The sequence below is a fragment of the Ruegeria atlantica genome, assembly GCF_001458195.1.
Classification (GTDB): domain Bacteria; phylum Pseudomonadota; class Alphaproteobacteria; order Rhodobacterales; family Rhodobacteraceae; genus Ruegeria; species Ruegeria atlantica.
The window spans coordinates 1-21854 of the sequence record NZ_CYPU01000047.1 but is presented as its reverse complement, the minus strand read 5'-3'; the positions used below and the strand labels follow the sequence as shown (position 1 = coordinate 21854).

General features: G+C 55.1%; 20 protein-coding genes. 5 read left to right on the top strand and 15 right to left on the bottom strand.

Annotated features, from left to right (window positions below; translation table 11 throughout):
* Positions 1-358: 358 nt before the first annotated feature.
* Genes RUA4292_RS14855 through RUA4292_RS14835 form a run of 5 tightly spaced genes read right to left on the bottom strand, consistent with a single transcriptional unit; the run spans position 359 to position 5225 of the window.
* The gene (locus RUA4292_RS14855) at positions 359-1327 is read right to left on the bottom strand and encodes a sugar phosphate isomerase/epimerase family protein (RefSeq protein WP_058275685.1); all 969 of its coding nucleotides are present in this window, start codon (positions 1325-1327) and stop codon (positions 359-361) included.
* The gene (locus RUA4292_RS24510; RefSeq protein ID WP_058275686.1) at positions 1324-2172 is read right to left on the bottom strand and encodes a protein kinase family protein; all 849 of its coding nucleotides are present in this window, start codon (positions 2170-2172) and stop codon (positions 1324-1326) included. Before RUA4292_RS24510 ends, RUA4292_RS14855 begins: the two co-directional genes overlap by 4 nt.
* The gene (locus tag RUA4292_RS14845; protein WP_082637130.1) at positions 2169-3170 is read right to left on the bottom strand and encodes an Ldh family oxidoreductase; all 1002 of its coding nucleotides are present in this window, start codon (positions 3168-3170) and stop codon (positions 2169-2171) included. Before RUA4292_RS14845 ends, RUA4292_RS24510 begins: the two co-directional genes overlap by 4 nt.
* Positions 3167-4156, bottom strand: coding sequence for a sterol desaturase family protein (locus tag RUA4292_RS14840; RefSeq protein ID WP_058278313.1), 990 nt, complete (start codon positions 4154-4156; stop codon positions 3167-3169). Before RUA4292_RS14840 ends, RUA4292_RS14845 begins: the two co-directional genes overlap by 4 nt.
* Positions 4157-4181: 25 nt before the next feature.
* Positions 4182-5225 (bottom strand): sterol desaturase family protein, encoded by a 1044-nt coding sequence (locus tag RUA4292_RS14835; protein WP_233493453.1) that lies wholly within the window; start codon positions 5223-5225, stop codon positions 4182-4184.
* Between the two features lie 58 nt (positions 5226-5283).
* On the opposite strand from RUA4292_RS14835, the gene RUA4292_RS14830 reads away from it, so the two are divergent.
* The gene (locus tag RUA4292_RS14830) at positions 5284-6192 is read left to right on the top strand and encodes a LysR family transcriptional regulator (protein ID WP_058275690.1); all 909 of its coding nucleotides are present in this window, start codon (positions 5284-5286) and stop codon (positions 6190-6192) included.
* Positions 6193-6484: 292 nt separating this feature from the next.
* On the opposite strand, the gene RUA4292_RS14825 is transcribed toward RUA4292_RS14830, so the two are convergent.
* The 3 genes from RUA4292_RS14825 to RUA4292_RS14815 are packed head-to-tail and all read right to left on the bottom strand — an operon-like array spanning position 6485 to position 9725.
* Entirely contained in the window at positions 6485-7705 is a 1221-nt protein-coding gene (locus tag RUA4292_RS14825) for an NAD(P)/FAD-dependent oxidoreductase (RefSeq protein ID WP_058275691.1), read from the bottom strand.
* Positions 7706-7736: 31 nt separating this feature from the next.
* Positions 7737-8609 (bottom strand): MBL fold metallo-hydrolase, encoded by an 873-nt coding sequence (locus RUA4292_RS14820; protein WP_058275692.1) that lies wholly within the window; start codon positions 8607-8609, stop codon positions 7737-7739.
* A gap of 3 nt (positions 8610-8612) precedes the next feature.
* Entirely contained in the window at positions 8613-9725 is a 1113-nt protein-coding gene (locus tag RUA4292_RS14815) for an S-(hydroxymethyl)glutathione dehydrogenase/class III alcohol dehydrogenase (protein WP_058275693.1), read from the bottom strand.
* Positions 9726-9814: 89 nt separating this feature from the next.
* On the opposite strand from RUA4292_RS14815, the gene RUA4292_RS14810 reads away from it, so the two are divergent.
* The 3 genes from RUA4292_RS14810 (at position 9815) to RUA4292_RS14800 (ending at position 12728) form a co-directional block, all read left to right on the top strand.
* Positions 9815-10573: an IclR family transcriptional regulator gene (locus tag RUA4292_RS14810; RefSeq protein ID WP_058278311.1), complete on the top strand. Its 759-nt coding sequence runs from the start codon at positions 9815-9817 to the stop codon at positions 10571-10573.
* 85 nt (positions 10574-10658) lie between these two features.
* The gene (locus RUA4292_RS14805; protein WP_058275695.1) at positions 10659-12056 is read left to right on the top strand and encodes a selenium-binding protein SBP56-related protein; all 1398 of its coding nucleotides are present in this window, start codon (positions 10659-10661) and stop codon (positions 12054-12056) included.
* On the top strand, positions 12057-12728 hold the full coding sequence (locus RUA4292_RS14800) for a hypothetical protein (RefSeq protein WP_058275696.1): 672 nt from the start codon (positions 12057-12059) through the stop codon (positions 12726-12728).
* Positions 12729-13197: 469 nt separating this feature from the next.
* Here the strand turns inward: RUA4292_RS14800 and RUA4292_RS14795 are convergent, their stop codons facing one another.
* The 5 genes from RUA4292_RS14795 to dctP form a co-directional block, all read right to left on the bottom strand.
* Positions 13198-14715: a malonate--CoA ligase gene (locus RUA4292_RS14795; protein ID WP_058278310.1), complete on the bottom strand. Its 1518-nt coding sequence runs from the start codon at positions 14713-14715 to the stop codon at positions 13198-13200.
* Positions 14716-14726: 11 nt separating this feature from the next.
* Complete coding sequence (locus RUA4292_RS14790) at positions 14727-15965, bottom strand: malonyl-CoA decarboxylase (RefSeq protein ID WP_058278309.1); 1239 nt, start codon at positions 15963-15965, stop codon at positions 14727-14729.
* The gene (locus RUA4292_RS14785) at positions 15962-17278 is read right to left on the bottom strand and encodes a TRAP transporter large permease (protein ID WP_058278308.1); all 1317 of its coding nucleotides are present in this window, start codon (positions 17276-17278) and stop codon (positions 15962-15964) included. Before RUA4292_RS14785 ends, RUA4292_RS14790 begins: the two co-directional genes overlap by 4 nt.
* A complete protein-coding gene (locus tag RUA4292_RS14780) occupies positions 17278-17826 on the bottom strand; it encodes a TRAP transporter small permease (protein WP_058278307.1) in 549 nt (182 codons plus the stop codon). The genes RUA4292_RS14785 and RUA4292_RS14780 overlap by 1 nt, the downstream gene beginning before the upstream one ends.
* 76 nt (positions 17827-17902) lie before the next feature.
* On the bottom strand, positions 17903-18892 hold the full coding sequence (gene dctP / locus RUA4292_RS14775) for a TRAP transporter substrate-binding protein DctP (RefSeq protein ID WP_058278306.1): 990 nt from the start codon (positions 18890-18892) through the stop codon (positions 17903-17905).
* 140 nt (positions 18893-19032) lie between these two features.
* Here dctP and RUA4292_RS14770 point away from each other — a divergent pair, with 140 nt between their 5' ends.
* The gene (locus RUA4292_RS14770; protein WP_058278305.1) at positions 19033-19680 is read left to right on the top strand and encodes a GntR family transcriptional regulator; all 648 of its coding nucleotides are present in this window, start codon (positions 19033-19035) and stop codon (positions 19678-19680) included.
* A gap of 224 nt (positions 19681-19904) precedes the next feature.
* Here the strand turns inward: RUA4292_RS14770 and terL are convergent, their stop codons facing one another.
* The gene (gene terL, locus RUA4292_RS14765; protein WP_058278304.1) at positions 19905-21395 is read right to left on the bottom strand and encodes a phage terminase large subunit; all 1491 of its coding nucleotides are present in this window, start codon (positions 21393-21395) and stop codon (positions 19905-19907) included.
* Positions 21376-21854 (bottom strand): DUF5681 domain-containing protein (locus RUA4292_RS14760; RefSeq protein ID WP_233493452.1); only part of this gene is annotated, 479 nt, incomplete at its 5' end. The genes RUA4292_RS14760 and terL, both read right to left, overlap by 20 nt.

The window sequence follows — 21854 nt, the reverse complement described above, 5'->3', positions numbered from 1 at the left end:
TTTGAATGCTGCGGTGCGGCTGACGGCGGCTTTGTCCGCATAGCGGTCGCTCGCGACAATTCGGCGAACGTCCGCACCGAGCCCAAATGCGACCTTGGTACAGCGTGCAGCATTTGTCACAAAGGGCGGATTTCGGTCTTTCGCTGCACGCGCGAACCAACCATGCTGAGACGTCGTGAGCCGACATTCAGACAACCCTGAAACGGCGCAATTCGCTGCTCCGCCGCAAGGCAGCTCGGAGCCCAAAGTTCCGAATGCTGCGGCGTAAACGAAAGTACGTAACATCTGCAAGCGGACCTTCAAATGATGTGTTTTTCATCCAAATCGAGACGTCTGGCGATTCCGCTGGCCCATAGCGTCAACAGATTTCCCGGATATCCCAGTCGCCGCTTGTGCCGAGCTTTCTCAGAACCCGCCGAAAGCCTTCATGCCCCCGGTGCAGGGCTTGGAATTCAAGATCAACGAGCATTTGCGGGCTGAATGCGGATTGCTGCAAAATGACGTGCGCCGGGCTAAAGGGTGGATCGAGATAGGCAAATGCACCCTCTCCCAGGTTCACACCATTCAGTGCCTTGCGACCCTCTTGAATGGGTGCGCTGTAGGCCCAGACGTTTTCATACGTGAACCGCCGCAACCCCTGATCCAGCAGGCGGCGGGTCAATTCGGTAAGGGGCAGGAAGCCGTTGCCCACCGGAACGCCCGCAACGGTAAGCTGGCCCGCATCTTCGGCCCGGATCATCACGTGATCCTTGAAATGGACGGAATAGACATGGGGCAACACCGCGTCGAGGGCTGCAATTGGGTCTTCCAGAACCATCTGTGAATTGCCGTAGTCGTAGAGGATTTTCAGATTGGGGTGGCTCACCCGTTCGACGATTTTCGCCAATTCCGGCCCGGTGAAATCTTCGTGGTTTTCCAGCACGATGATCACGCCCAGATCAGCGGCTTCTTGCATGACCGCCGCCAGATCATCGCCCGTGTTTTGCATCATCTCCCCCACCGCACCGCCATGGCGGGTATAGGTGCGCAGGGAGGTGGCCCCCATGCGATGCGCCACTTTCAGCATCTCGGACATATTGCCCGGTGACGTGTCTGAGGTGTCCACCTCCAGGCTCATCCCATGGGTTGTCAGATAGGTGCGCAAACGGTCCATCCGGTCAGTGTCTCGCCCACCTAGATGACGGTAGTTTTCATTGTTAAGGGACAGGCTGATGCCCTGAAATCGCATTGATCTTGCCAACTCGGCAAAGGCGATGGCGTCAAAGCCCGGCTTATGGGCAAAGTGATGCCATAGGCTGAAACTGTGGATAGTGGTCTCAACGATCATGCTGATTGCCCCATATAGCTCAATTCCTCGCCAAGCGCACGGCGGTAGCGGGCACAGATTTCGGCATCTTCCAGAACGTCCGCCCGCCATGCGCAGTATCCCGCGAAGCGCCAGGCATAAGCGGGCCGTAACAAATCGTAACGCGCTTCAAGGTCGGGGCGCGCGAGGGCGTCCCAGAAGTCGCGGACCTGTGCGTCGGTCAAGGGCGCACGTTCGCCGAGGATTTGGAATGCGGGCGACAGAAAGCTGTAGATGTCTTCGCAGACATCGCCGATGGCTGGGCATTGCCAGTCAATGAGGCGCAGGCCAGATCCCTCGCCCACAAGATTTACCCCGATATCTGTATGGATCAGTGAGAGCTTTTGAGGTGGCGGTACATTGGCCGCTGGCAGAGAGATCGTCCCAGGCTGCGACGCGCAGCGGGCAAACAGGGCGTCCCCTTCGGCAATGATGTCCGGGATTGTCAACGGCACGCTCCGGAATCCTGTCGGATCAGCAGTCTCCTTGCGTAAAAGCAGTTGCGCGACGCTTACCATATCGTCGTCCCACATGTGCCCCTCAACGTAGTCGTAGACAAGCAGCGAGGCCTCTGGCCAGAACCCGACCAGATCAGGGGCTACTTCCAGCCCTGCAAGGCGGTGCAGGGCCTCCGCTTCATCTTCAGGAAGGTTCGGAAAGAGTGTGCCGGTCATGGGCTTGGCAAACTCCTTGGCGACAAGGCATCGCTCAGGGGTATCTACACGCCAGACGCTGTTGAGATAGCCGCCTTTGAGTTTGCGAAACGCTGATCTGTTGTCTGCTAGCCCTTGCTTGGCAAGGAAGTCCCGCAACTCCGCCTCGGTCATGCGAACCCCTTCAGCGCTGCATAAAGATCAGGCTCAATCGGAATACCCCGTTCTGCAAGTTGCTGCTTGTTTGCCTCGCGCCGAGCGTTTGGCAGGCGAGCGCCGTCTTGTTCGGTGATCGAAGTGACAAGTTTGGTGATCGTCTGATCGAAACCGCCGCCAGACAGTTTACCCGGATCAAAAGCCACAAAGAACTGACCGTTGTCGATGGGTGTGCCGTCATCATCAGTGAAAGACCCCTGATCCGGCCCCAATTTGCCCCCAGCGAGTGCGGCGCACAGAACCTCGACCAATAGGCCGATGCTGAACCCTTTGACCCCGCCCGCAGGCGCCATCGACCCGGCAAGCCCGGCCGCTGCATCAGTTGTGGGTTCGCCGTCTGCATCAAGCGCCCAGCCAAGCGGGATCGGCTCACCGGCTTCGGCGGCGCGCTTTACGGCTGTCCAGGCCACCTGCGTTGCCGATTGATCAGCCAGAAAGGCGATTTCGCCGCCCGGTGCCGGGACAGCATATGAGATCGGGTTTGTCCCGATGATTGGGGTTTTGCCACCCACCGGGGCCAGATTGGGAACGGCATTTGTTGCACCGATGGCCAGAAGGCCTGCGCGCGCAAGATACCCGGTGTGAAATCCCAAGGTTGCAGCATTATAGGAATTATGAACGCCCATCGCCGCAACCCCATGCGCCTTGGCTGCCGGGATCAGATGTTTGAACCCGGCCTCAATCGCTGGATGGGCGAACCCGTGCAGCGCATCCACGCGAAAGCTGGTGTCGGACAGCGCCTCGATCTGCGGGACGGCCTTGCCATCCACCTTGCCGCTGCGCAGATGGGCGCAGTAATATTGCAGCCAGTAGAACCCGTGGCCCTCCAATCCGGACAGTTCTGTATCCAGAATGGCGTCAGTGAAATACCCTGCGTTCTCTGGCGCGGTGCCGCTGCCGGTCAACGCATTCCAGATCAACGCACGGGCGTCCTGGGGGGAGAGTAAAACGCTCATTTCGCGTGCATCCTTCTTTTGCGGTCACGGATGACTGCCGTCATCTCTTCGGTTCCGTCGTGGTAAGTGCCGAACCATTTATCGAGCGGGAATTCCGGGCTGCCATAGTTGCATTCGTAATAGCGGTGGTGAAGCTGGTGGAAGAACCCGCCAATGAGGATCCGCGCCTTGTTCTTGGCAAACACAGCCTCGTACCCTGAATGGCCGGTCGGTGCCCCCAGTAACTGCCAGTGCAACAGGAACATCATGTGCACCGGATGAGCAGGCAGCACCAAAAAGATCAAAAGGCTGCTGAAATAAAACAGATGCTCAACCGGATGCATCGACAGGCCGGACCAGGGGCCGACATTGACATTCCGGTGGTGCACCGAATGCACATGCCGATAGAGCGGCGGCCAGTGAATCAGGCGGTGGATCAGATAAAAGTGGAGCCCCTGAAGCAGGGTCAGCAAAGGGAACAGTAGAATAAACCACACCGGGTTGTCGGCAAACGTGACTTGCATTGTCCAGCCGTTGGCATAGGCCCAACGCACAGCAATCTCAAAACCCGACGCAATCGGCACGCCGTAGATCAGCGTGTAAAACATGTTATCCCAAGTCTGATATCCGAACAGAAACAGCGCGTTCTTGCGGCCGGTGATCGGGCGCGCATCAAAGCGCATGACATTGCCCTGACCGTCAATGCCGTAGAACCAGATATGCAACCCGCCCACCACCAGAAACACGGCCACCAGATTTCGCAGCAGGACCAATGCGGACCAATCCCATGCAAGTGCCGCCTCAGCAGGGACAAAGGGCATCAGCCAGAATGCGATGGCAAAGCTGTAGGCCAGAAACAGCGCCCGGTCGGAGACCTGAAGAAAGTTCTGAAACAGCCAGCGCAGAACGGCCCAAGGCCTGGGCGGCCAGTGCCAGTACGGCATAGATTGCAACGGCAGTTCCGGCGCATGGTTCCAAACGGTTGTTTTGCGGTTCTGTGCGGACATATTCTCAGGCCTTTAGTACGTTCTTTTATGACTGGGTGTGCATGCGTTTTTTGGTTTCGCGCACACGTTCGGTCGCTTCCGGGCTGCCGTCGTGATAGCTGCCGAACCAATTGTCCCAAGGCATTTCCGGGTTGCCGTAGTTGCATTCGAAATAGCGGTGATGCAGCTGGTGGTGGAACGACCCAATCTTCAGATGGGCCTTGTCCCCCAACACCAGGTTCTCAAACCCGGCATGGGATGTGGCCGTCGCCAGCGCCAGCCAATAGCCCATGAAGATGAAGTGGATCGGATGCGCGGGCACCGCCAGAAAGATCAGCAGCAGCCCCATATAGCCGATATGCTCAATCGGGTGCATCGAAAACCCGGACCATGGCGCGATTGAAACGCTGCGGTGGTGCACCGCATGCACGCGCTTGTAGATCCACGGGATATGCAACGCGCGGTGCAGCCAGTAAAAATGGAAGGATTGAAAGACGGGCATCAACAGGAACAGGGCAAAGAACCAGATCGGGTTGCTTTCAATCGTCATCATCGGCGCCCAGCCATTGGCATAGCCCATCCAGACAATCACATCATAGAACGTCCAGAATGTGACTCCTGACAAAAGCGTATAGGTGAAATTGTCCCAGTATTGATCATTCCACAGGAAGATGCGCGCATTCTTGGCCAGCCCGCGCCGGTCGAACTTGTAATCGTCCTCCTGTTTCTTCCAGCCATATAGCCATTGGTGCAGCCCTTGGGCAAAAATGATCATCAGGATCAGGTTGCGCGCCCAAAGCTGCAACACCCACCCCCAGCTCAGCGTTTGCATCTGCTCCAGTGGCGGCACCAGCAAGGCCCAGGTGGCCCAAGCCATCAGCGCATAGATCAGGTATTCTGTCATCGGCAGCCAGTTGGTCGCAAACCAGCGCAGCGTTGCCACAGGCTGCGGCGGCCAGGAAAACAGAGGTGAAACAGCAACTGGCAGGTCCGGATGCCAGTTCCATTCCTTGCTTGAAACCGCTTTCAGGTGCTCATCAGTTGTGGACAGGCGTGATCCTCCCATCGGCTCTACAAGACTATACTTCATGTTTTCCACAGAAATAGAAAACACTAGTATTTGTCTGCCAAATACATAACCTCAAGGAATGAAATCATATCGCAAATCCCTACCGCCGCTTGACAGCCTGCTGTTTTTCAACGCGGTCGCGAACAATCGTAATCTTAACAGCGCCGCCGAAGAGCTGTTTGTGACGCAGGCCGCCGTCAGCAAACGTATACAACGGTTCGAAGACTGGCTTGGAACACCACTTTTTTCCCGCGATGGGCGTGCCTTGCAGATCACCGAAGCAGGCACCAGTCTGGCAGCGGATGTCGAAATTGCGCTCGATTTCATTGAACGCGCGATTGATAAGGTCAAGGCTCCTGAACAGCCTGTGGTGCGCATTGCAGCCAACGCCGCAGTTTCGATGTTCTGGTTGTACGAGCAACTCAAGGCGTTTTCCCTGAGCGACAGTTCCTGCAACGTTAATGTTTCGACGACCGACAGCACGGCTGAGTTACTGTCTGACGATCACGATCTAGTCATTCTGTATTGCGACGGGAACGTGCCGGGATGGAAAGCCATTAATTTGATGGGTGGTGAACTGGTGCCAGCAGCGGCACCGAAAATAGCCGAGAGGGCCAAAACACACGCGATGTTTGACAGCATCGCACCTACTAAACATGCGCCGGCTCTTTTGGAGTACGCAAATCTCACACCAGATTGGATCAATTGGAAGCTCTGGCTAAAACAGAAGGGTTTTGCTGATATCGCTGCCTGGCGCACAATCCCGTGCAACAGCTACGTTCATTCGGTCGGCAAGGCGCTCAACGGCGAAGGCATCGTTCTCGCAAATTCAGATATGCTCGAAGCCGAGTTTCGTTCCGGAAAGCTGGTTAGAATTGGAGAGGCCGGACTGACACCCAAGAAGTCGTACTTTTTGTGCTGCAAGGAAAATGCTCCGCTCTCGCAATCCACGGCGAATCTGCGAGATTTTCTGACCAATGAAACGTGAGCGGCCCGTCGCGATCATTCGTCGTCAATCACCGAATGACGGCTGTGTCCGCCAAGCACTCATTGCCAGGATCCGAGTGTGCTGCAAAGCAACGAATGGCTAGTTCGAGCCCATTGTGACTGATGCTGCGCTGCGCACCAAAGGCCGCTTTGCGAAGGACAACTCGTCGGCGCAGCATCGTTGAGGCCGGCGACATGCAACCGAAACCTCAGCTTCCGTTCAATTTGCACAGCCGCTTCTCTTAATTCGCTGGGTAGGTGTCTTGCAGCATTGTGTATTCCGATGGTCCTGCTCAGCCAGCCGTCGATTTGGTCAACCACTCGCGCCCCTTGAGCATTGCGTTCCAATACACCCAAGGTAGAATGGATTTTTTCAAGAACCATGCGGACCGACGCGGTTTGGTTGAATCCCACGGAAAGCTTGGCATGACTTTTCCGCCATACCCGAATTCGGCAAGGATAATCTTGCCGTTTTCGACCGTTAAAGGACACGAGCCGTAGCCATCATAAAGCGGCGACGGGGCAGCGCCCCTAATCTGCGCGATTAGGTTTTGGGCTACGATTGGCGCCTGCTTGCGCGCGGCCGCGGCGGTTTTGGCATTCGGGGTGGATGTAACATCGCCCAACCCAAATACATTGTCGAACTTGGTGTGCTGCAAGGTGGCCTGATCCACATCAACCCACCCGCCTGCGCCCGCCAACGGACTTTGCGCGATGAAATCGGGCGCGCACTGTGGCGGGCAGACGTGGATCATGTCGAACTTGCGCTCAATAATCTCGGGCTCTGCATCCTCTTTGGTGACCTTGAACCATGCGGTTCTAGCGGGGCCATCGATCTTGATCAGGTTATGGCCGAAATCCAGATTAATGCCGTATTTGCTCACGTACTCCATCAGCGGCGGCACATAGGGCGCGCAGCCGAACAGCACCGGGCCAGCATTACAGAACGAGACGTTCATGCCCGCTAATTTCACTGCCTTCAGCCAAGCATCGCAGGACAGGTACATTGCCTTTTGCGGCGCGCCAGCGCATTTGATAGGCATTGGCGGCTGGGTAAAGATCGCTTGCTTGCCCGACATCTCCTGCACCAGTTTCCAGGTATAGGGGGCGAGGTCGAAACGATAATTCGAGGTGACGCCATTCTGGCCCAGCGTATCGGACAGGCCTTCGACCGCGTCCCAGTCTAGTTTCAGGCCCGCCGCGACCACAAGATATTCATAATTAACGACCGAGCCATCGGTCAGCGTGACGGTGTTGGCGTCGGGTTGAAACGTGGCGACTGCGCCTTTGATCCGTTCGATGTCGTCGGGCCAGACCGTGTCCATGCTCTTTACCGTTTGCTCTTTCGAGAAAACGCCAGCACCGACCATCGTCCAGCCGGGTTGATAGAAATGCTGGTCCGCAGGTTCGACAATCGCGATATCGAGCGATGCGTCGCGCTTCTTCAGGCTCGTCGCTGCAGCAATTCCGCCGGCCCCGCCACCGACGATCACAACTTGATGGTGTGTTGTCATTTCATAGTCCCCCTAATTGTTATTTGTTCGCTCAAAGGCGATTGATCGGCACTTTCAGGTAGGTGTTCCCGTCATCTTCGGACGGTGGCATCTTACCGGCCCGCATGTTCACTTGGATCGACGGGATAATAAGTTTCGGCATTGCAAGCTGCGCGTCGCGCTGTGTCCGGAAGTCAACGAATTCACTTTCGGATTTGCCGCCACCGACGTGGATGTTGCTGGCTTTTTGTTCGGCTACGGTTGTTTCCCAGCAATAGGTGTCGCGACTGGCGGTCTTGTAGTCATGGCACAGGAACAGGCGCGTCGTGCCGGGCAGCGCCAGAATACGTTGAATCGAGGTGTAGAGGTCGGTCGCGGAGCCGCCCGGAAAATCCGCGCGGGCGGTGCCAAAATCGGGCATGAACAGGGTGTCCCCGATAAAGGCCGCATCCCCGATGACATAGGTCACGCAGGCGGGTGTGTGGCCCGGTGTGTGCATGACCACCACATCCAGATTGCCGATGGCAAAGCAGTCGCCATCTTTAAACAACCGGTCAAATTGGCTGCCGTCCATCTCGAACTCTGTGCCGGCGTTGAATATCTTGCCAAACACCGCCTGAACGGCTGCGATATTCGCCCCGATCGCGATTTTACCACCCACCTGCCCAGCCAGATAAGGAGCCGCCGATAGGTGATCGGCGTGCACATGGGTTTCGATGATCCACTCAACCTGCCAGCCGTTTTTACAGATGGTGGCAATCAACGTGTCGGCATGCGTGGTATGGGTTCGGCCCGCCGCAATGTCGAAATCAAGAATGGAGTCGATGATCGCACATGCCGGTGAGGACGGATCCTTAACGATGTAACACGCGGCATTTGTGGCTTCGTCAAAGAAGCTATGAACCTCGGGGGTGGTCTGCTTCATCGATCAGAACTCGACGACGGCGCGGATCGACTTGCCTTCGTGCATCAGATCGAAACCGTGGTTGATCTCTTCCAGCTTTAGTTTGTGGGTGATCATCGGATCGATTTCGATCTTGCCGTCCATGTACCAGTCAACAATCTTGGGCACATCCGTGCGACCAGAAGCACCTCCAAAGGCCGTGCCACGCCAACTGCGGCCGGTGACCAGCTGGAACGGACGTGTGGAAATTTCTGCACCTGCCGGGGCGACACCGATAATGATGCTTTCGCCCCAGCCTTTGTGCGCACATTCCAATGCCGTACGCATCACGCCGACGTTGCCCGTTGCATCAAAGGTGTAATCCGCGCCGCCGCCTGTCAGTTCGACCAGATGCGCCACTAGATCACCATCCACCTTTGACGGGTTCACGAAATCGGTCATGCCGAAGTGCTTGGCCATTTCGACCTTGCCGTCGTTCAGGTCAACGCCAACGATCTGGTCGGCCCCCGCCAGTCGCAGGCCCTGAATAACGTTCAAGCCGATCCCACCCAAGCCGAAGACCACACCGGTCGATCCGATCTCGACCTTGGCGGTGTTGATCACCGCGCCGATCCCTGTCGTCACGCCGCAGCCGATATAACAGATCTTGTCGAACGGCGCGTCCTTCCGGACCTTGGCCAGCGCGATTTCTGGAACCACGGTGTGGTTGGCGAAAGTCGAGCAGCCCATGTAGTGATGGATCGGGGTCCCATCGAGCATGAAAAACCGGGTGGACCCATCAGGCAACAGCCCTGCGCCTTGGGTCGAGCGGATCGACTGACACAGGTTGGTTTTCGGGTTCAGACAGTAGTCGCACTCGCGGCATTCCGGCGTGTAGAGCGGAATGACATGATCGCCGACTTCAAGCGATGTCACACCCTCACCGATCTCAATGACCACACCTGCACCTTCGTGGCCTAGGATCGCCGGAAAGATACCCTCGGGATCATCGCCGGAGCGGGTGAATTCGTCCGTGTGGCAAAGGCCTGTAGCCTTGATTTCAACCAAGACCTCACCGGCGCGAGGGCCTTCGAGGTTCACTTCCATGATTTCAAGCGGTTTGCCGGCTTCTACGGCGACTGCAGCCTTGGTGCGCATCTGTACCCTTCCAAATTTCGACTTGCTTCGAATCGAGATATTCTCATAATTCGAGACATAGTCTCACAAAATGGCCGTTATCCGTCAATATGCATCTCGAACGCCTTATCAGCCTATTGGAAGTCATCGCCGTTGCCGGACGACCCCTTACTGCGGCCGAAATCCATCGCGCTACGGACCTGCCCAAGCCCAGTTGTTACCGACTGATCCAATCGCTAATCGATCAAAAGTTGGTTGATCAGCCGGGCGAAGACGGCAAGGTGATCATCGGGGAACGACTGATCCGTATCGCGCTTTTGGGAAAATCGGATGTCGATGTGCGCCGTTGTGCCGCCCCGATCCTAAAAACCGCGGCGACCAAGTTCAACGAAACAGTTTTTCTGGCCCGTTTTCGCGACAGTAAGGTAGAGATTATTCATGTCGAAACACCAGATGATCCGGCGCGTGCCTTTATCCACCCCGGATTGGGCGAACGCCCGATGCATGCCTGTTCATGTTCAAAGGCAATCGCAGCCTTTACGGAACCCGAGTTTCAAGATGCAATTCTGACGGGCAGCCTGAAGCAATACACCGAACATACGAAAACCACCGCGACGGAGCTGCGGTCCGAACTTGACCGGATTGTCGAACAGGGGTTTGCCGATTGTGACCAAGAGATCGACATGGGCATCGCAAGCGTCGCCGCCCCGATTTCCATCGGCAACATCGGTGCGACCTTTAGCGTTGGTGCCGTTGGCCCGATACGCCGGTTCGGGCCGGAATATCGCCGCGACATTGGTGAAAAACTCAAAGACATCTCCAAGAAAATTAGTGGGGCAATTCAACTTTGTAACGTCGCAGAAGTTTGAGCGGTCCGCTTTTGCATGGTCCGTTTGGACCCAAGTCAAACGATCCCGAAAACGGGACACAACAAACAAACTAGGGAGATAACAAATGAACTTGAGACCAGATCCAACATTCCACGCATCGCCAAAGCTGGCGATGGAAGCACCGGTGGAAAACTACGCTTTTACAGTAATGCTAAGCCCTGATGGTTCGCAATCGGACGGTATCGCGGTGGTCGATCTAAAGCCCGGCTCTGACACCTACGGCCAGATTGTCCATCAGGTGATCGTGCCTAACAAGGGCGACGAATTTCACCATTTCGGCTGGAACGCCTGTTCGTCGTCCCTGTCACCGTTGACCGGTCACGCATTTCTTGAACGGCGTTACCTGATCGTACCCGGCATCCGATCGTCGCGCATCTACATCATCGATGTGAAGGAACCTTTGAAAGCCAAAATTCACAAGACAATCGAGCCCGAGGAACTGTTTGCAAAAACCGGCTATTCCCGCCCGCACACAATCCATTGCGGCCCCGAGGGCATCTATGTTTCCTGTCTTGGCGGTGGTGGTGAAGACGGCACCGACGGCCCTCCGGGCATCTTCATCATGGATTGCGAGACGTTCGAGATCATCGGCCAATACGAGATGGATCGCGGCAAGCAGGACAAACACTATGATTTCTGGTGGAACCTGCCGCAGGATTACATGGTGTCCTCGGAATGGGGTCTGCCGCCGCAATTTGAAAACGGCGTGGTCCCCGAGGATTTGCTGAGCAACAAATACGGCCACTCGATCCACTTTTGGGATTTGCGTGCGCGCAAGAACATCCAGACCATGGATTTCGGTGAGAATTACCAGATGGCGCTGGAAATCCGCCCGGCCCACGACCCAACCAAGTCTTACGGTTTCTGCGGCGTGGTGGTGGACACAACGAACCTGCAAGGCGCGATCTTCACGTGGTGGCGCGATGATGATGGCGTCTGGCAGTCCAAGAAGACCATCACCATCGATCCGCGCCCTGAAAAGCCCGAAAACCTGCCACCGCTGCTGCAAGGGTTCGAGGCCGTGCCGCCACTGGTGACCGACATCGACCTCAGCTTGGATGACAAGTATCTCTATGTTGCCTGCTGGGGCTTGGGCGAAATGCACCAATACGATGTGTCCGACCCGATGAACCCTGTATTGGCGGGCAAGGTCGAATTGGGCGGCATCGCCAAAGGTGAGGCGCACCCCAACGGCAAACCCTTTGCCTATGGTCCGCAGATGGTTGAGGTCAGCCGTGATGGAAAACGCGTCTACTGGACCAATTCGCTCTATTCCACATGGGATGACCAGTTCTATCCCGACGACGAAGGCGGGCAGATGGTGATGGCCAACAATGACGAGAACGGCTTTCACCTCGATAAGGATTTCTACGTCGATTTCCCCAAAGGTCTGCGCAGCCACCAGATCCGGTTGGAAGGTGGCGACTGCTCAACTGACAGTTTCTGCTATCCGTCCGTCTAAATGTTTGGCGATATGACAACGGTGACAGCCCTTTGGTGGGCTGTCATTTTTTCTGGGCTCTACCACGGTATCAATCCCGGCATGGGCTGGCCGCTGGCGGTGTCAGCCGCATTGATGGAACGCAAACACAGCGCCATGCCCAAAGCGTTGGCGATGCTGGCCGCCGGGCATTTCCTGGCAATGATCGGCATTCTGTTGCCCTTTTCCCTGATGATCTTTCTTGTCGAGTGGGAAATGCACATTCGCGTTGGTGCCGGACTGCTGGTTATCGCGATGGGGATTTATCTACTGATCAATCGTCGGCATCCAAAAATCTTGGCCCGCATTCATCCGGCACGTCTGGCGTTGTGGTCGTTTCTGGCGGCAATGGCACACGGTGCTGGTTTGATGCTTGTACCGATCTTTCTGGGTATATGCGCCGTTGACGCAGATGACACCGGGCATCTCGCAGCACAAACCTTGATGGGAAGCAACGTGAAAACAGCCTTTGTGGTAGCGCTGGTTCATACGGCCGCCATGACAGTCGCCGGCGGCGTGATCGCGATGGTCATATATCTATGGCTGGGGCTGAAATTCTTGTCGAAGACGTGGTTCAACCTCGACGTCGTCTGGGCAACTAGTCTTGTTCTGGTCGGTGTGTTCGGCGTTTCATTTGCCTATCTAGGGCACTGAATGTCGGCCACTTCGCATTTGTGAATCCGAGCAACCGAACCGAGCTTAGGCGCGTCGCCGTATCGTCTTTCCACGTATCGGATTTCCCGCCTTCGGGTCAGAGGCAAAGCGATTGTACATCATGCATTGCTGCACAAGCAATTGCCTTAACTAATCCAAGTGCTGCGCTTCAATGCTGAAAGCGGACATACTTGTTGCAATATTCAACGGCAGCAAAGTCCCGCCTTGCGGTCGCTCGATGATCACGAATGCTGCGCTTTGCACGAAGGTCCGCTTCCAGGAAGTCAAATGAGTGAGTTCGATCAGAGTCGAATGTCGGCTACGGGCCGAAAGCGCCAGTTGGAGCTAGTCCGGCGAAGGTCTGGAAAGTCCGCAAAGCAGACTTTGAATCAAGTTGCCGCGAACGACTGCAATGCGGACAAAGTGCGCTTTCGCTGTGGCTGCACCAAGGTCGGCTTTTGAGTTGTCGCTAAGCTGGGACGAACAAGTCCTTGTACTCTTCGCGCAGGGTTTTCTTTTGCACTTTGCCCATCGTATTGCGAGGGAGTTCGGGTAGAACGACCAGTTTTTGAGGGTGCTTGAAGCGCGCGAGGGATGTGCCGATGTTGCTTTTGATCGCGTCGAGATCGAGTTCCACACCTGCTTGGGCGACAAGAACGCCAACAACGGTTTCACCAAAGTCAGGATGCGGAACACCAACGACAGCGCTTTCAAGAACACCGTCTTCATCATCCAAGAGGAGCTCGATCTCTTTGGGGTATATGTTATAGCCGCCCGAGATTATCAGGTCCTTGTTGCGACCAACGATGTGCAAGTAGCCATCTTCATCGATCTGCCCGAGGTCACCGGTGATGAAGTAGCCGTCTCTACGCAGTTCCTCGGCTGTTTTCTCGGGCATTTGCCAATACCCCTTGAAGACGTTGGGGCCGCGCACCTCAATCTCACCGATCTCACCTTGGGGTAAGGTTGCTCCGGTGTTGCTGTCAGTGATCTTGATTTCTACGCCCGGCAATGGGAAGCCGACAGTGCCAGCACGACGCTCACCCTTGTAGGGGTTGGACGTGTTCATATTGGTCTCGGTCATGCCGTAGCGCTCAAGGATACGGTGGCCTGTGCGCTCTTCAAACTGCACATGTGTTTCTGCAAGCAGTGGTGCGCTCCCCGAAACGAACAACCGCATATCATTAGCCAAATCTTTGGTGAAACGCGCGTCTTCCAACAGACGGGTGTAGAAAGTCGGAACGCCCATCATGGTCGTCGCCGTTGGCATTCGTTCAATGATCACGTCAAGATCGAATTTCGGCATAAAGAAGATCTTGCCGCCCGCCAGAAGCGATATGTTTGTCGCCACAAACAGCCCATGAGTATGGAAGATCGGCAGTGCGTGAAGCAGTACGTCCTCAGAGGTGAATTCCCACTCACCTGCCAGAGCTTTGCAATTTGATAGTAGATTACCTTGGGTCAGCATCGCTCCCTTTGAGCGCCCGGTCGTTCCCGACGTGTAAAGAAACGCAGCCAAGTCATCTTCAGACCGGTCAACTGTTGCGAAGGCTGATGGCATGGCTTCAGCTTGCATCGCAAAGGTGCCGCTACCGTCATTGTTCATCGTTTCGAGAATGGCTCCAGTAGCCTCAGCAACGGGCTCCAACGCTTCAGATCGTTTGCCGTCGCACAGCAAAACCCGCGCACCGCTGTTTTCGACAAAATAGGAAACTTCGTCCGGTGTATATGCGGTGTTCAAAGGCAAGAACACGATCCCGGCCTGAACACAGGCTGCGTAAACGGCCAGAGCTTGTGGGGACTTCCCTATCTGTACCGCAACGCGATCACCGGGCTTCACGCCAAGCTGTGTGAACAAGTGCGCATATTGCGCTGCAAGTTCAAGGTAGTCGTTGTGCGAAATGATCGTTCCATCCGCGAGCTCCAAAAAAGCTGTCGTCTTACCCTGGTGTTGCCCGAAAAGTGTATCATACAAAGGGTTTGTCATCTTCAATCTCCTTAGCTTTTGGGTGTCACCGACCCGCTCAGCGCTTTGACTGCAGCGGACGCGACTACGGTCTTTTCACCGACGAATTGCTCGTGATTTTGTGAGATTTGTGAGAGGTCGTAGAGATAATTGACCATCGTACCGTTGGATTGCTTGCGTCCATTTGGCGACGTATCCGCTTCAGCATGGACGGCATGAACCATGGCACCATTGCCGAGATGGAACCGGGCAACTGGATCAAACGGCATGCCATCTGATCTCTTGGCTTCCAGCAGGTAGTGAGCAGCCAATGCTTGGCTGTCTGCGGCTTTCAATGCGTCTAGGTCTGTTCCACCCAACCATCTGTTCAGGCTCGGTATCGGTGAGAGGGTTACAAATGTCGAAAGTCTAGGCAGATCTCTTGAAAGGTCAGAGACGACCTGTTTGATCAATGAATTGCCAAATGAAATCCCAGCTAGTCCAGCCTGACAGTTGGATATCGAATAGAAGACGGCTGTATCGGCGTCTTCCGCTTCGATCTCGTCCCTTTCATCTGCGAGTAAGTCCTGAACCGAGCTTGGCACGCCCTTGGTGAGTGCAACCTCAACGAAGATGAGTGGTTCATCGGCCATTGACGGATGAAAGAAGCCGAAACAACGGCGGTCGGTCGGTTTCAATCGGCGTCTGAGATCATCCCAACTGTCAATTTCGTGCACGGCCTCATACGCAATGATCTTTTCGAGAATATCTGCAGGGCTTGCCCAATCGATCGGACGCAGCACAAGGAAACCTCGGTTGAACCAGGATGCAAACAGGTGTCGGAAGTCCACATCCAGCGGTTCAAGGTCCAGCCGTTCTTTCATCATGCCCAGCAAGTCTTTGCGCATCTGAACCAACTGGCCCGTCGCGCCTGGAACTTGATTGAGCCGCCTTGCCAATTCCTGACGCCGGGGCTCGCAGGCTGAGGCAAAGGCACGATAAGTGCCTTTGCTCGGTTTTTCTTTGTAAGCTTCCAGCGAGCTGATGACGTCGGCAGGGTCAATCTCAAGTTCATGTGTCATGAACTCAAAGAACGCTGTCTTTTCATCCTGGCTCATCGCTGCGTAGCGATCCAACAGGTTGCGTGCGAGAGTTACGCCCGACACCTCCCCATGGCTGCTGAGCAGCGCTTCGCATAGATCAGAGGTCGTCCTGCCATCGACTTCATTGGAGAGCGCTTTTTGATATCGCCGCTCGAATACCGTCGAGATCAGTTCGCTGAAGTAGCTCATACCGCTTCTCCCATTACGAAGTCAGGCAACCATGTCGCGATGCCAGGGAAGAAGCAGAGCAGGATGATTGCGATCACCATGCAGGCCACGAATGGCAGAGACCCTTTGAGAATGGTCTTGAGCGAGATGTCCGGTGCGATGCCGTTGATCACGTATAGGTTCAAGCCCACCGGAGGGGATATCAAACCAATCTCCATATTGATCGTCAGAACAACCGCAAACCAGATAGGATCGAAACCGGCTGTTGTAATGATCGGCAACAGGATCGGCGCGGCCATCAGGATCACAGCCACAGGCGGCAGGAAGAAGCCCGCGATCAACAGGAACAACATGACAAATGCCATCAGCACCCAACGGTTCACATCTAACGTACCGATCCACTCGGCAATTGCTTGCGTGATGAATAGGCTCGACAACATATAGGAAAACACACCCGCAGCGGCGATGATGAACATGATCATCACGCTTTCTTTGGTGCTGTCGCGCAGAACGACCCAGAGGTCTTTCGGGTTCCACAACTTGTAGATAATCATTGCGATCAGCAGGCAAAGAAGTGCGCCAACAGCAGCCGTCTCAGAGGGTGTCGCGATGCCGCCATACATGGCGTAGAGAACGCCGATGATGATCGCAAGGAACGGCAACACACGCGGCAGGATTTCAAACTTCTCTTTCCAAGTGTAGTTCCCTGCAGACAACAGCTGCTTATCGCCAGACTGCCAGGTCGAATAAAGCGACCAGATCATGAACAACAACACAAGCAGCAACCCAGGAAGAACGCCAGCAAGGAAGAGACGGCCGATCGAGGTCTCCGTTGCAATGCCGTAGACGATCATTGTCACGGATGGCGGGATCAAGATCCCCAATGTGCCACCCGCTGCGATTGAACCCGCTGCCACGCCATCAGGATAGCCACGCTTGCGCATCTCGGGGATGCCCATTTTGCCGATGGCAGCGCAGGTCGCCGGGCTGGACCCGGACATCGCCGCAAAGAGCGCACAAGCGCCGAGGTTGGAGATGACCAACCCGCCGGGAACGCGTGTCAACCAGCGTTCAAGCGCTTCGTAGAGGTCCGCCCCTGCCCTGGTCGATGCGATGGACGAGCCCATGATGATAAACATAGGGATCGAAAGAAGCGCAAAGTTGTCGAGCTTACCAAAGAGAATTTCGGGGATCAGTTCAAGGGAGCGCAGACCGTCGAAGATCAGCAAGAACCCGGTTGAAACGATTAGCAGCCCCAGAGCGACTGAAACGCCGGAGAAGAGCACCATGATTGTCGCGATTGCGACGATGCCACCAAGTAGGATCGGGTCCATTACACGTCCTCCAAACCAAAGGGTGCGTCAATTTTCAGGAGGACGGCGACCAAATCAGCGATCAACTGAAGCAAAAACAGGCCAAACCCAACGGGGATCGAAAGATAGGGAATCCAAAGCCTGACAGCCCAAATGGTATCGGATTTCCAGTTGCGCTCATAAGCAAGGTGCCAATGCTCGTATCCGTAGAAAAGAACAATCGCGACAATCAAAATCGAGAGGGTCATCGTCAGCAGATACATGTAGTATCGAGCGGTTTTGGAGAGTGCCAGCGGGATCAAATCGACGTTTACGTGACCGCGAAGTCGCTGCACATAAGGTAGCCCAACCAATGTGGCTCCAATTGCGAGATAAACGACAGCTTCTGTCTGCCAAACGGTTGATTGGTTTAGAACGAAACGTACGAAAATCATTTGGCAGGTGATGGCGACGGCAGCAACGATCATGGCCGCAGAGCACCAGCCGGCGAGGGTAGAGAGGGCCGCTACGCCGCGCAGAAATGGGTTATTACCCGTGCGCGAAGTGACGGCTGAGCTTTGGCCAGCCATGTCAGCTTTCCTTCAAAAAATGAGAATTTGCGGAGATTGGGCGACCACCACTTGATGACGGTCGCCCTTGGATAGATCACTCGACAGCCAACGCCATATCGAGCAGCGCTTGCCCATTAGGAACATCTGCCACGAAGGCTTTGTAGGATGTTTCCTGTGCCAGAGCACGCCACGCCTCGAAGTCTTCAGCCGACATCGCTGCAATCTCAACACCGGCGTTCTCGAACACCTCAACAGAAGCAGCGTCTTGCTTCTTCGCTTCTTCCAGGTAGAACGCTTCGGCCTTTTCCGATGCCGCCAACAGTGCTGCCTGTTGTTCAGCGCTCAGGCCTTCGAAGGTCGATTTGTTCATCAGCAGTGGCTGATACATGAACCACAACGCAAAATCTTCTGTTGCTGGCGTGTAGCAGGCCACTTGCTCGTAAATCCGATAGGAAACGAAAGAGGAAGACGACGTGTTCGCGGCATTCAGAATACCGGTTTGCATCGCGTTGTAGATTTCGGACGACGCCATCGAAGTGATCGACGCATTCGCTCCAGCCAACATCTGCTCGAAAGCTTTACCGGCAGCACGTGTTTGAAGCCCATCAACATCAGCCGGGCCAGTGATGCACTTGTCTTTGCCGACGAAACCACCGGCCAGGTAGCCGTGCACGAGCACCATCACATCGTCTTCAGCCATCTTTTCTTCGAGCGCTTCCATGTATGGCGAATTGCTCAAACGGGCGGCGTGGTCGTGGTTTTTCACAAGACCAGGCATCAGGGTCAGGTTGAAGGCAGGCTGTTGGCCGCCCGCGTAGCTCAATGGCAAGACAGTCATGTCCAACTGGCCACGGCTCAAGGGGCGGTACTGTTCACGCGGCTTAAAGAGCGATTTCGAGCCAAAGATCTTGATTTCGAGGTCAACATCGGCTGCGGCGACCTCATCAGCGACGATCTGTGCCACTTGATTGCGAATATCCTGTGCTGACCACTGGTGCGACAAGCGAAGTTCTTCGGCGCTAGCTGTCGATCCAATGCCCATTGCCGCAACCATGGCGACAGTCGTAAGAAATTTCATTTTCATGGTTTCCTCCCATTTGTGAGCCGACTCTCCTCAGGTACGGCAATAATCCACCATCGCTTATTTTGCATCACAGGTCAATTTTCTTGTATACAATATCTTAAACCTTGCACTCTAAAAGAGATTTGTAGTATGGTGTGTCTATGGAGTTGAAACGGGCAGAACAGATTGCGGACTCACTGGAGCAGCTTGTGTTTCAAGGAGAATATGAGGACGGCGAGAGACTCGATGAGATCAAACTTGCCGAACAATTTTGTGTGTCGCGGACTCCTATCCGGGAGGCTCTTCAGCGGCTCGTCATGTCTGGAATGGCCGAACAAATCCCACGTCGGGGTGTTTTTATCCGCCAACCAGGTCCCGTCGAACTGCTCGAAATGTTTGAAACCATGGCGGAGCTAGAGGCTGCTTGTGGACGATTTGCGGCGGCCAGGATGAGCGACGATGATCTGGAACGCCTCGTTGAAGCAAACCTCAGATGTCGGGATGCCGTCGAAAAGGAAGATACTGCTGGTTACTATCATGAGAATGAAGTCTTCCATCAGGAAATCTATAGAGGCGCTACAAACTCTCATCTACAGGGCGAAGCACTACGACTGCAGAATCGCCTGAAGCCATACCGACGCGTCCAACTCCGGTTTCGAGGACGTATGGCCCAGTCGCTCGCGGAACATGACGGCATCATTGATGCTCTTAAGTCCGGGGATTCTGAACTTGCCGCCAAATTGTTGCGCGGCCACGTCACAGTGCAAGGCGAGAAGTTCCAACAGTTGATGGCTGGGTTGAAGAACTAGATGCTCGCCTGCTCAATCCAGAAGCTAGGGCCCACAAAAAGTCGCCTTGTTTGGCTGATACGAAATGCGGACATTCGTACACTTCGCAGCATTTGGTAGACTGGGCTCGGAGCAGACCTTCGCTGCAGTTGGCCCTTACGGCAGCTTTGCGCTTCATCGCAGACGTTCGAGGTCGAAGATTTGATATCCAACCCGAGGTCGCTTAAAAGCGCTTTGGCGTGGCGTCAGAACCGCATGCGATCTTCCCTTCTTGGTCGTTCGGGTCGATAGTTGCCTTGGCGGCGGCCTGTGTAAGGATCTGTATCGAGATATGTCCCTTGGCTTCGACGCATGTATTCAGCGAACTGGGTCAGGGCATCCACCTGATCATCTTTGAGAGCGTCCGGAAACGCCAGCAGTTCCCTGCGGAACTCATCAAACCAGGGCTTGTCGGTGGGGATGACTAACTTGCCAGATTTAATCCAGTCGGTCTGTGGGATGAAGCGGTCCAGCTTGCTAGTGACAACGTTGACGGGCATGTAGACACCTGCTGCAGTGCGCTTCAATTCATCCAGAAGGTGGATACCCATCGCCGAGGATTCAATCAGGACTCTGTCAGCGCGCCATTGCTTGCGCAATCGAAGAACAGCGTTCCGCACCTGAGTGTAGTTCGTTCGAGCACGAAAGACGTCGAGCAAATACCATCTCTCTTCATACGCATGCCAACCAAAGGTCAGCCCAACCGTAAAGTCCGAACGCGGACTATCCTTCGCCGCTGTATCCCAGCTCTGGACCCGCCGGACAAACACGCTTTCGTCCGGCAAAGTTTCCACCAGATGCAAATCGGACATTGAGAGAAATTCGTTTTCACCGTCTGTGGGGTTCTGTTGATACTGAGCCTGGAAAGCAAAATTGCCTATGTCGGCCTTGATCCGATCAAGAATCTCCTGCGGTTCCCGCTCTGGGTTCAACAAGTCCCCTGGCCGACGCTTCAGCACACGATTGTTGTAGAGCGAGATCTCTTCAGGGATCTCCGCGATCGACGGCAAACATAGATGGTTAAACGTGTCCTTTTCCAAAAGGTAGGCGGAGAAGTCATCCGGGTGCAATCGCTGCTGGATCGAGACAATACGGTCCGTGCGCTTGTCGTTCAGCCGTGAGAACAGGGTCTGATCGAAGAAGTCACGCAACTCCTGCCGGTACGTATCGTGGCGCATTTCGGAGGGTTTACCCAGATCATCGATGATAATGAGGTTTGCACCGAAGCCAGTTATGCCGCCGCCAAGAGAGACAGATTTGCGCCCGCCTCCTTTAGTGGTTTTCATATGTTCGAACCGGTTGTGTTTGGGATCGACCTTCATCTTTGGAAAGAGGCGCTGATAAAACGGGCTGGTCACCAGCCGTCGAAACTGTTCGGCATGTTCGCGCGCCAGATCTTTGCCGTAACTGACAACAACCACTTTCTTTGTCGGATCGCGTCCAAGCTCAAAGGCTGGCAACAAAACAGATCCACAGATCGACTTCAGATGGCGAGGGGCTATCGAGATCATCAACCGTTGGCACTCACCAGAGGCCACACGCTGAAGGGCGTAACACATGGCCTCCAGGTAAGGGGCTCGGGCAAGCCTCTCACCCGGACACAAGATACCAAAACTGCCCGCAAGGAATGCGTAGAGGTTTTCACGCATCGCAGCCTCTGCCAGCCTTTTGCGATCATCAGAATTCAGGGCATTCATCGTCGATGCCTCCCTGGATGCTTGCAAAAAGCTGATCCGGATCGCTGCCAAACATATCCGCCAGCACTTCTAAGGCGGCCAGGTCTGAACCGGGGTCGGCCGCTGATGCACCTTCGCCACCCGCCAACTCTGCAGCACGTGCCTCCTGAACCGCGGGCAACAGTTTGAGAACCCGGTCAATCGAACGCATCTCGCCTTTAACTGCCCCATTCACCAGCTGGCGCAGGATTGCTTCCAGCATAGTGACCTCGCGGCGTGATCCATTCTCGGTGATCGGGATTTTCCGAAAGAAGACTTCCTCAAGCATCGACCCAACATTTTTCGAGGCTTTCGGTCGTCCTTTCGGATTGCCGGATTGGCCTTTCTTGAATCGGGTCGCTTTGGGCGGTTTGCCGTAGCCAACCTCAAACTCTTTCGTATCGTCAGACATGATCCGCCTCCAGCTCTGAGGTGGCATTG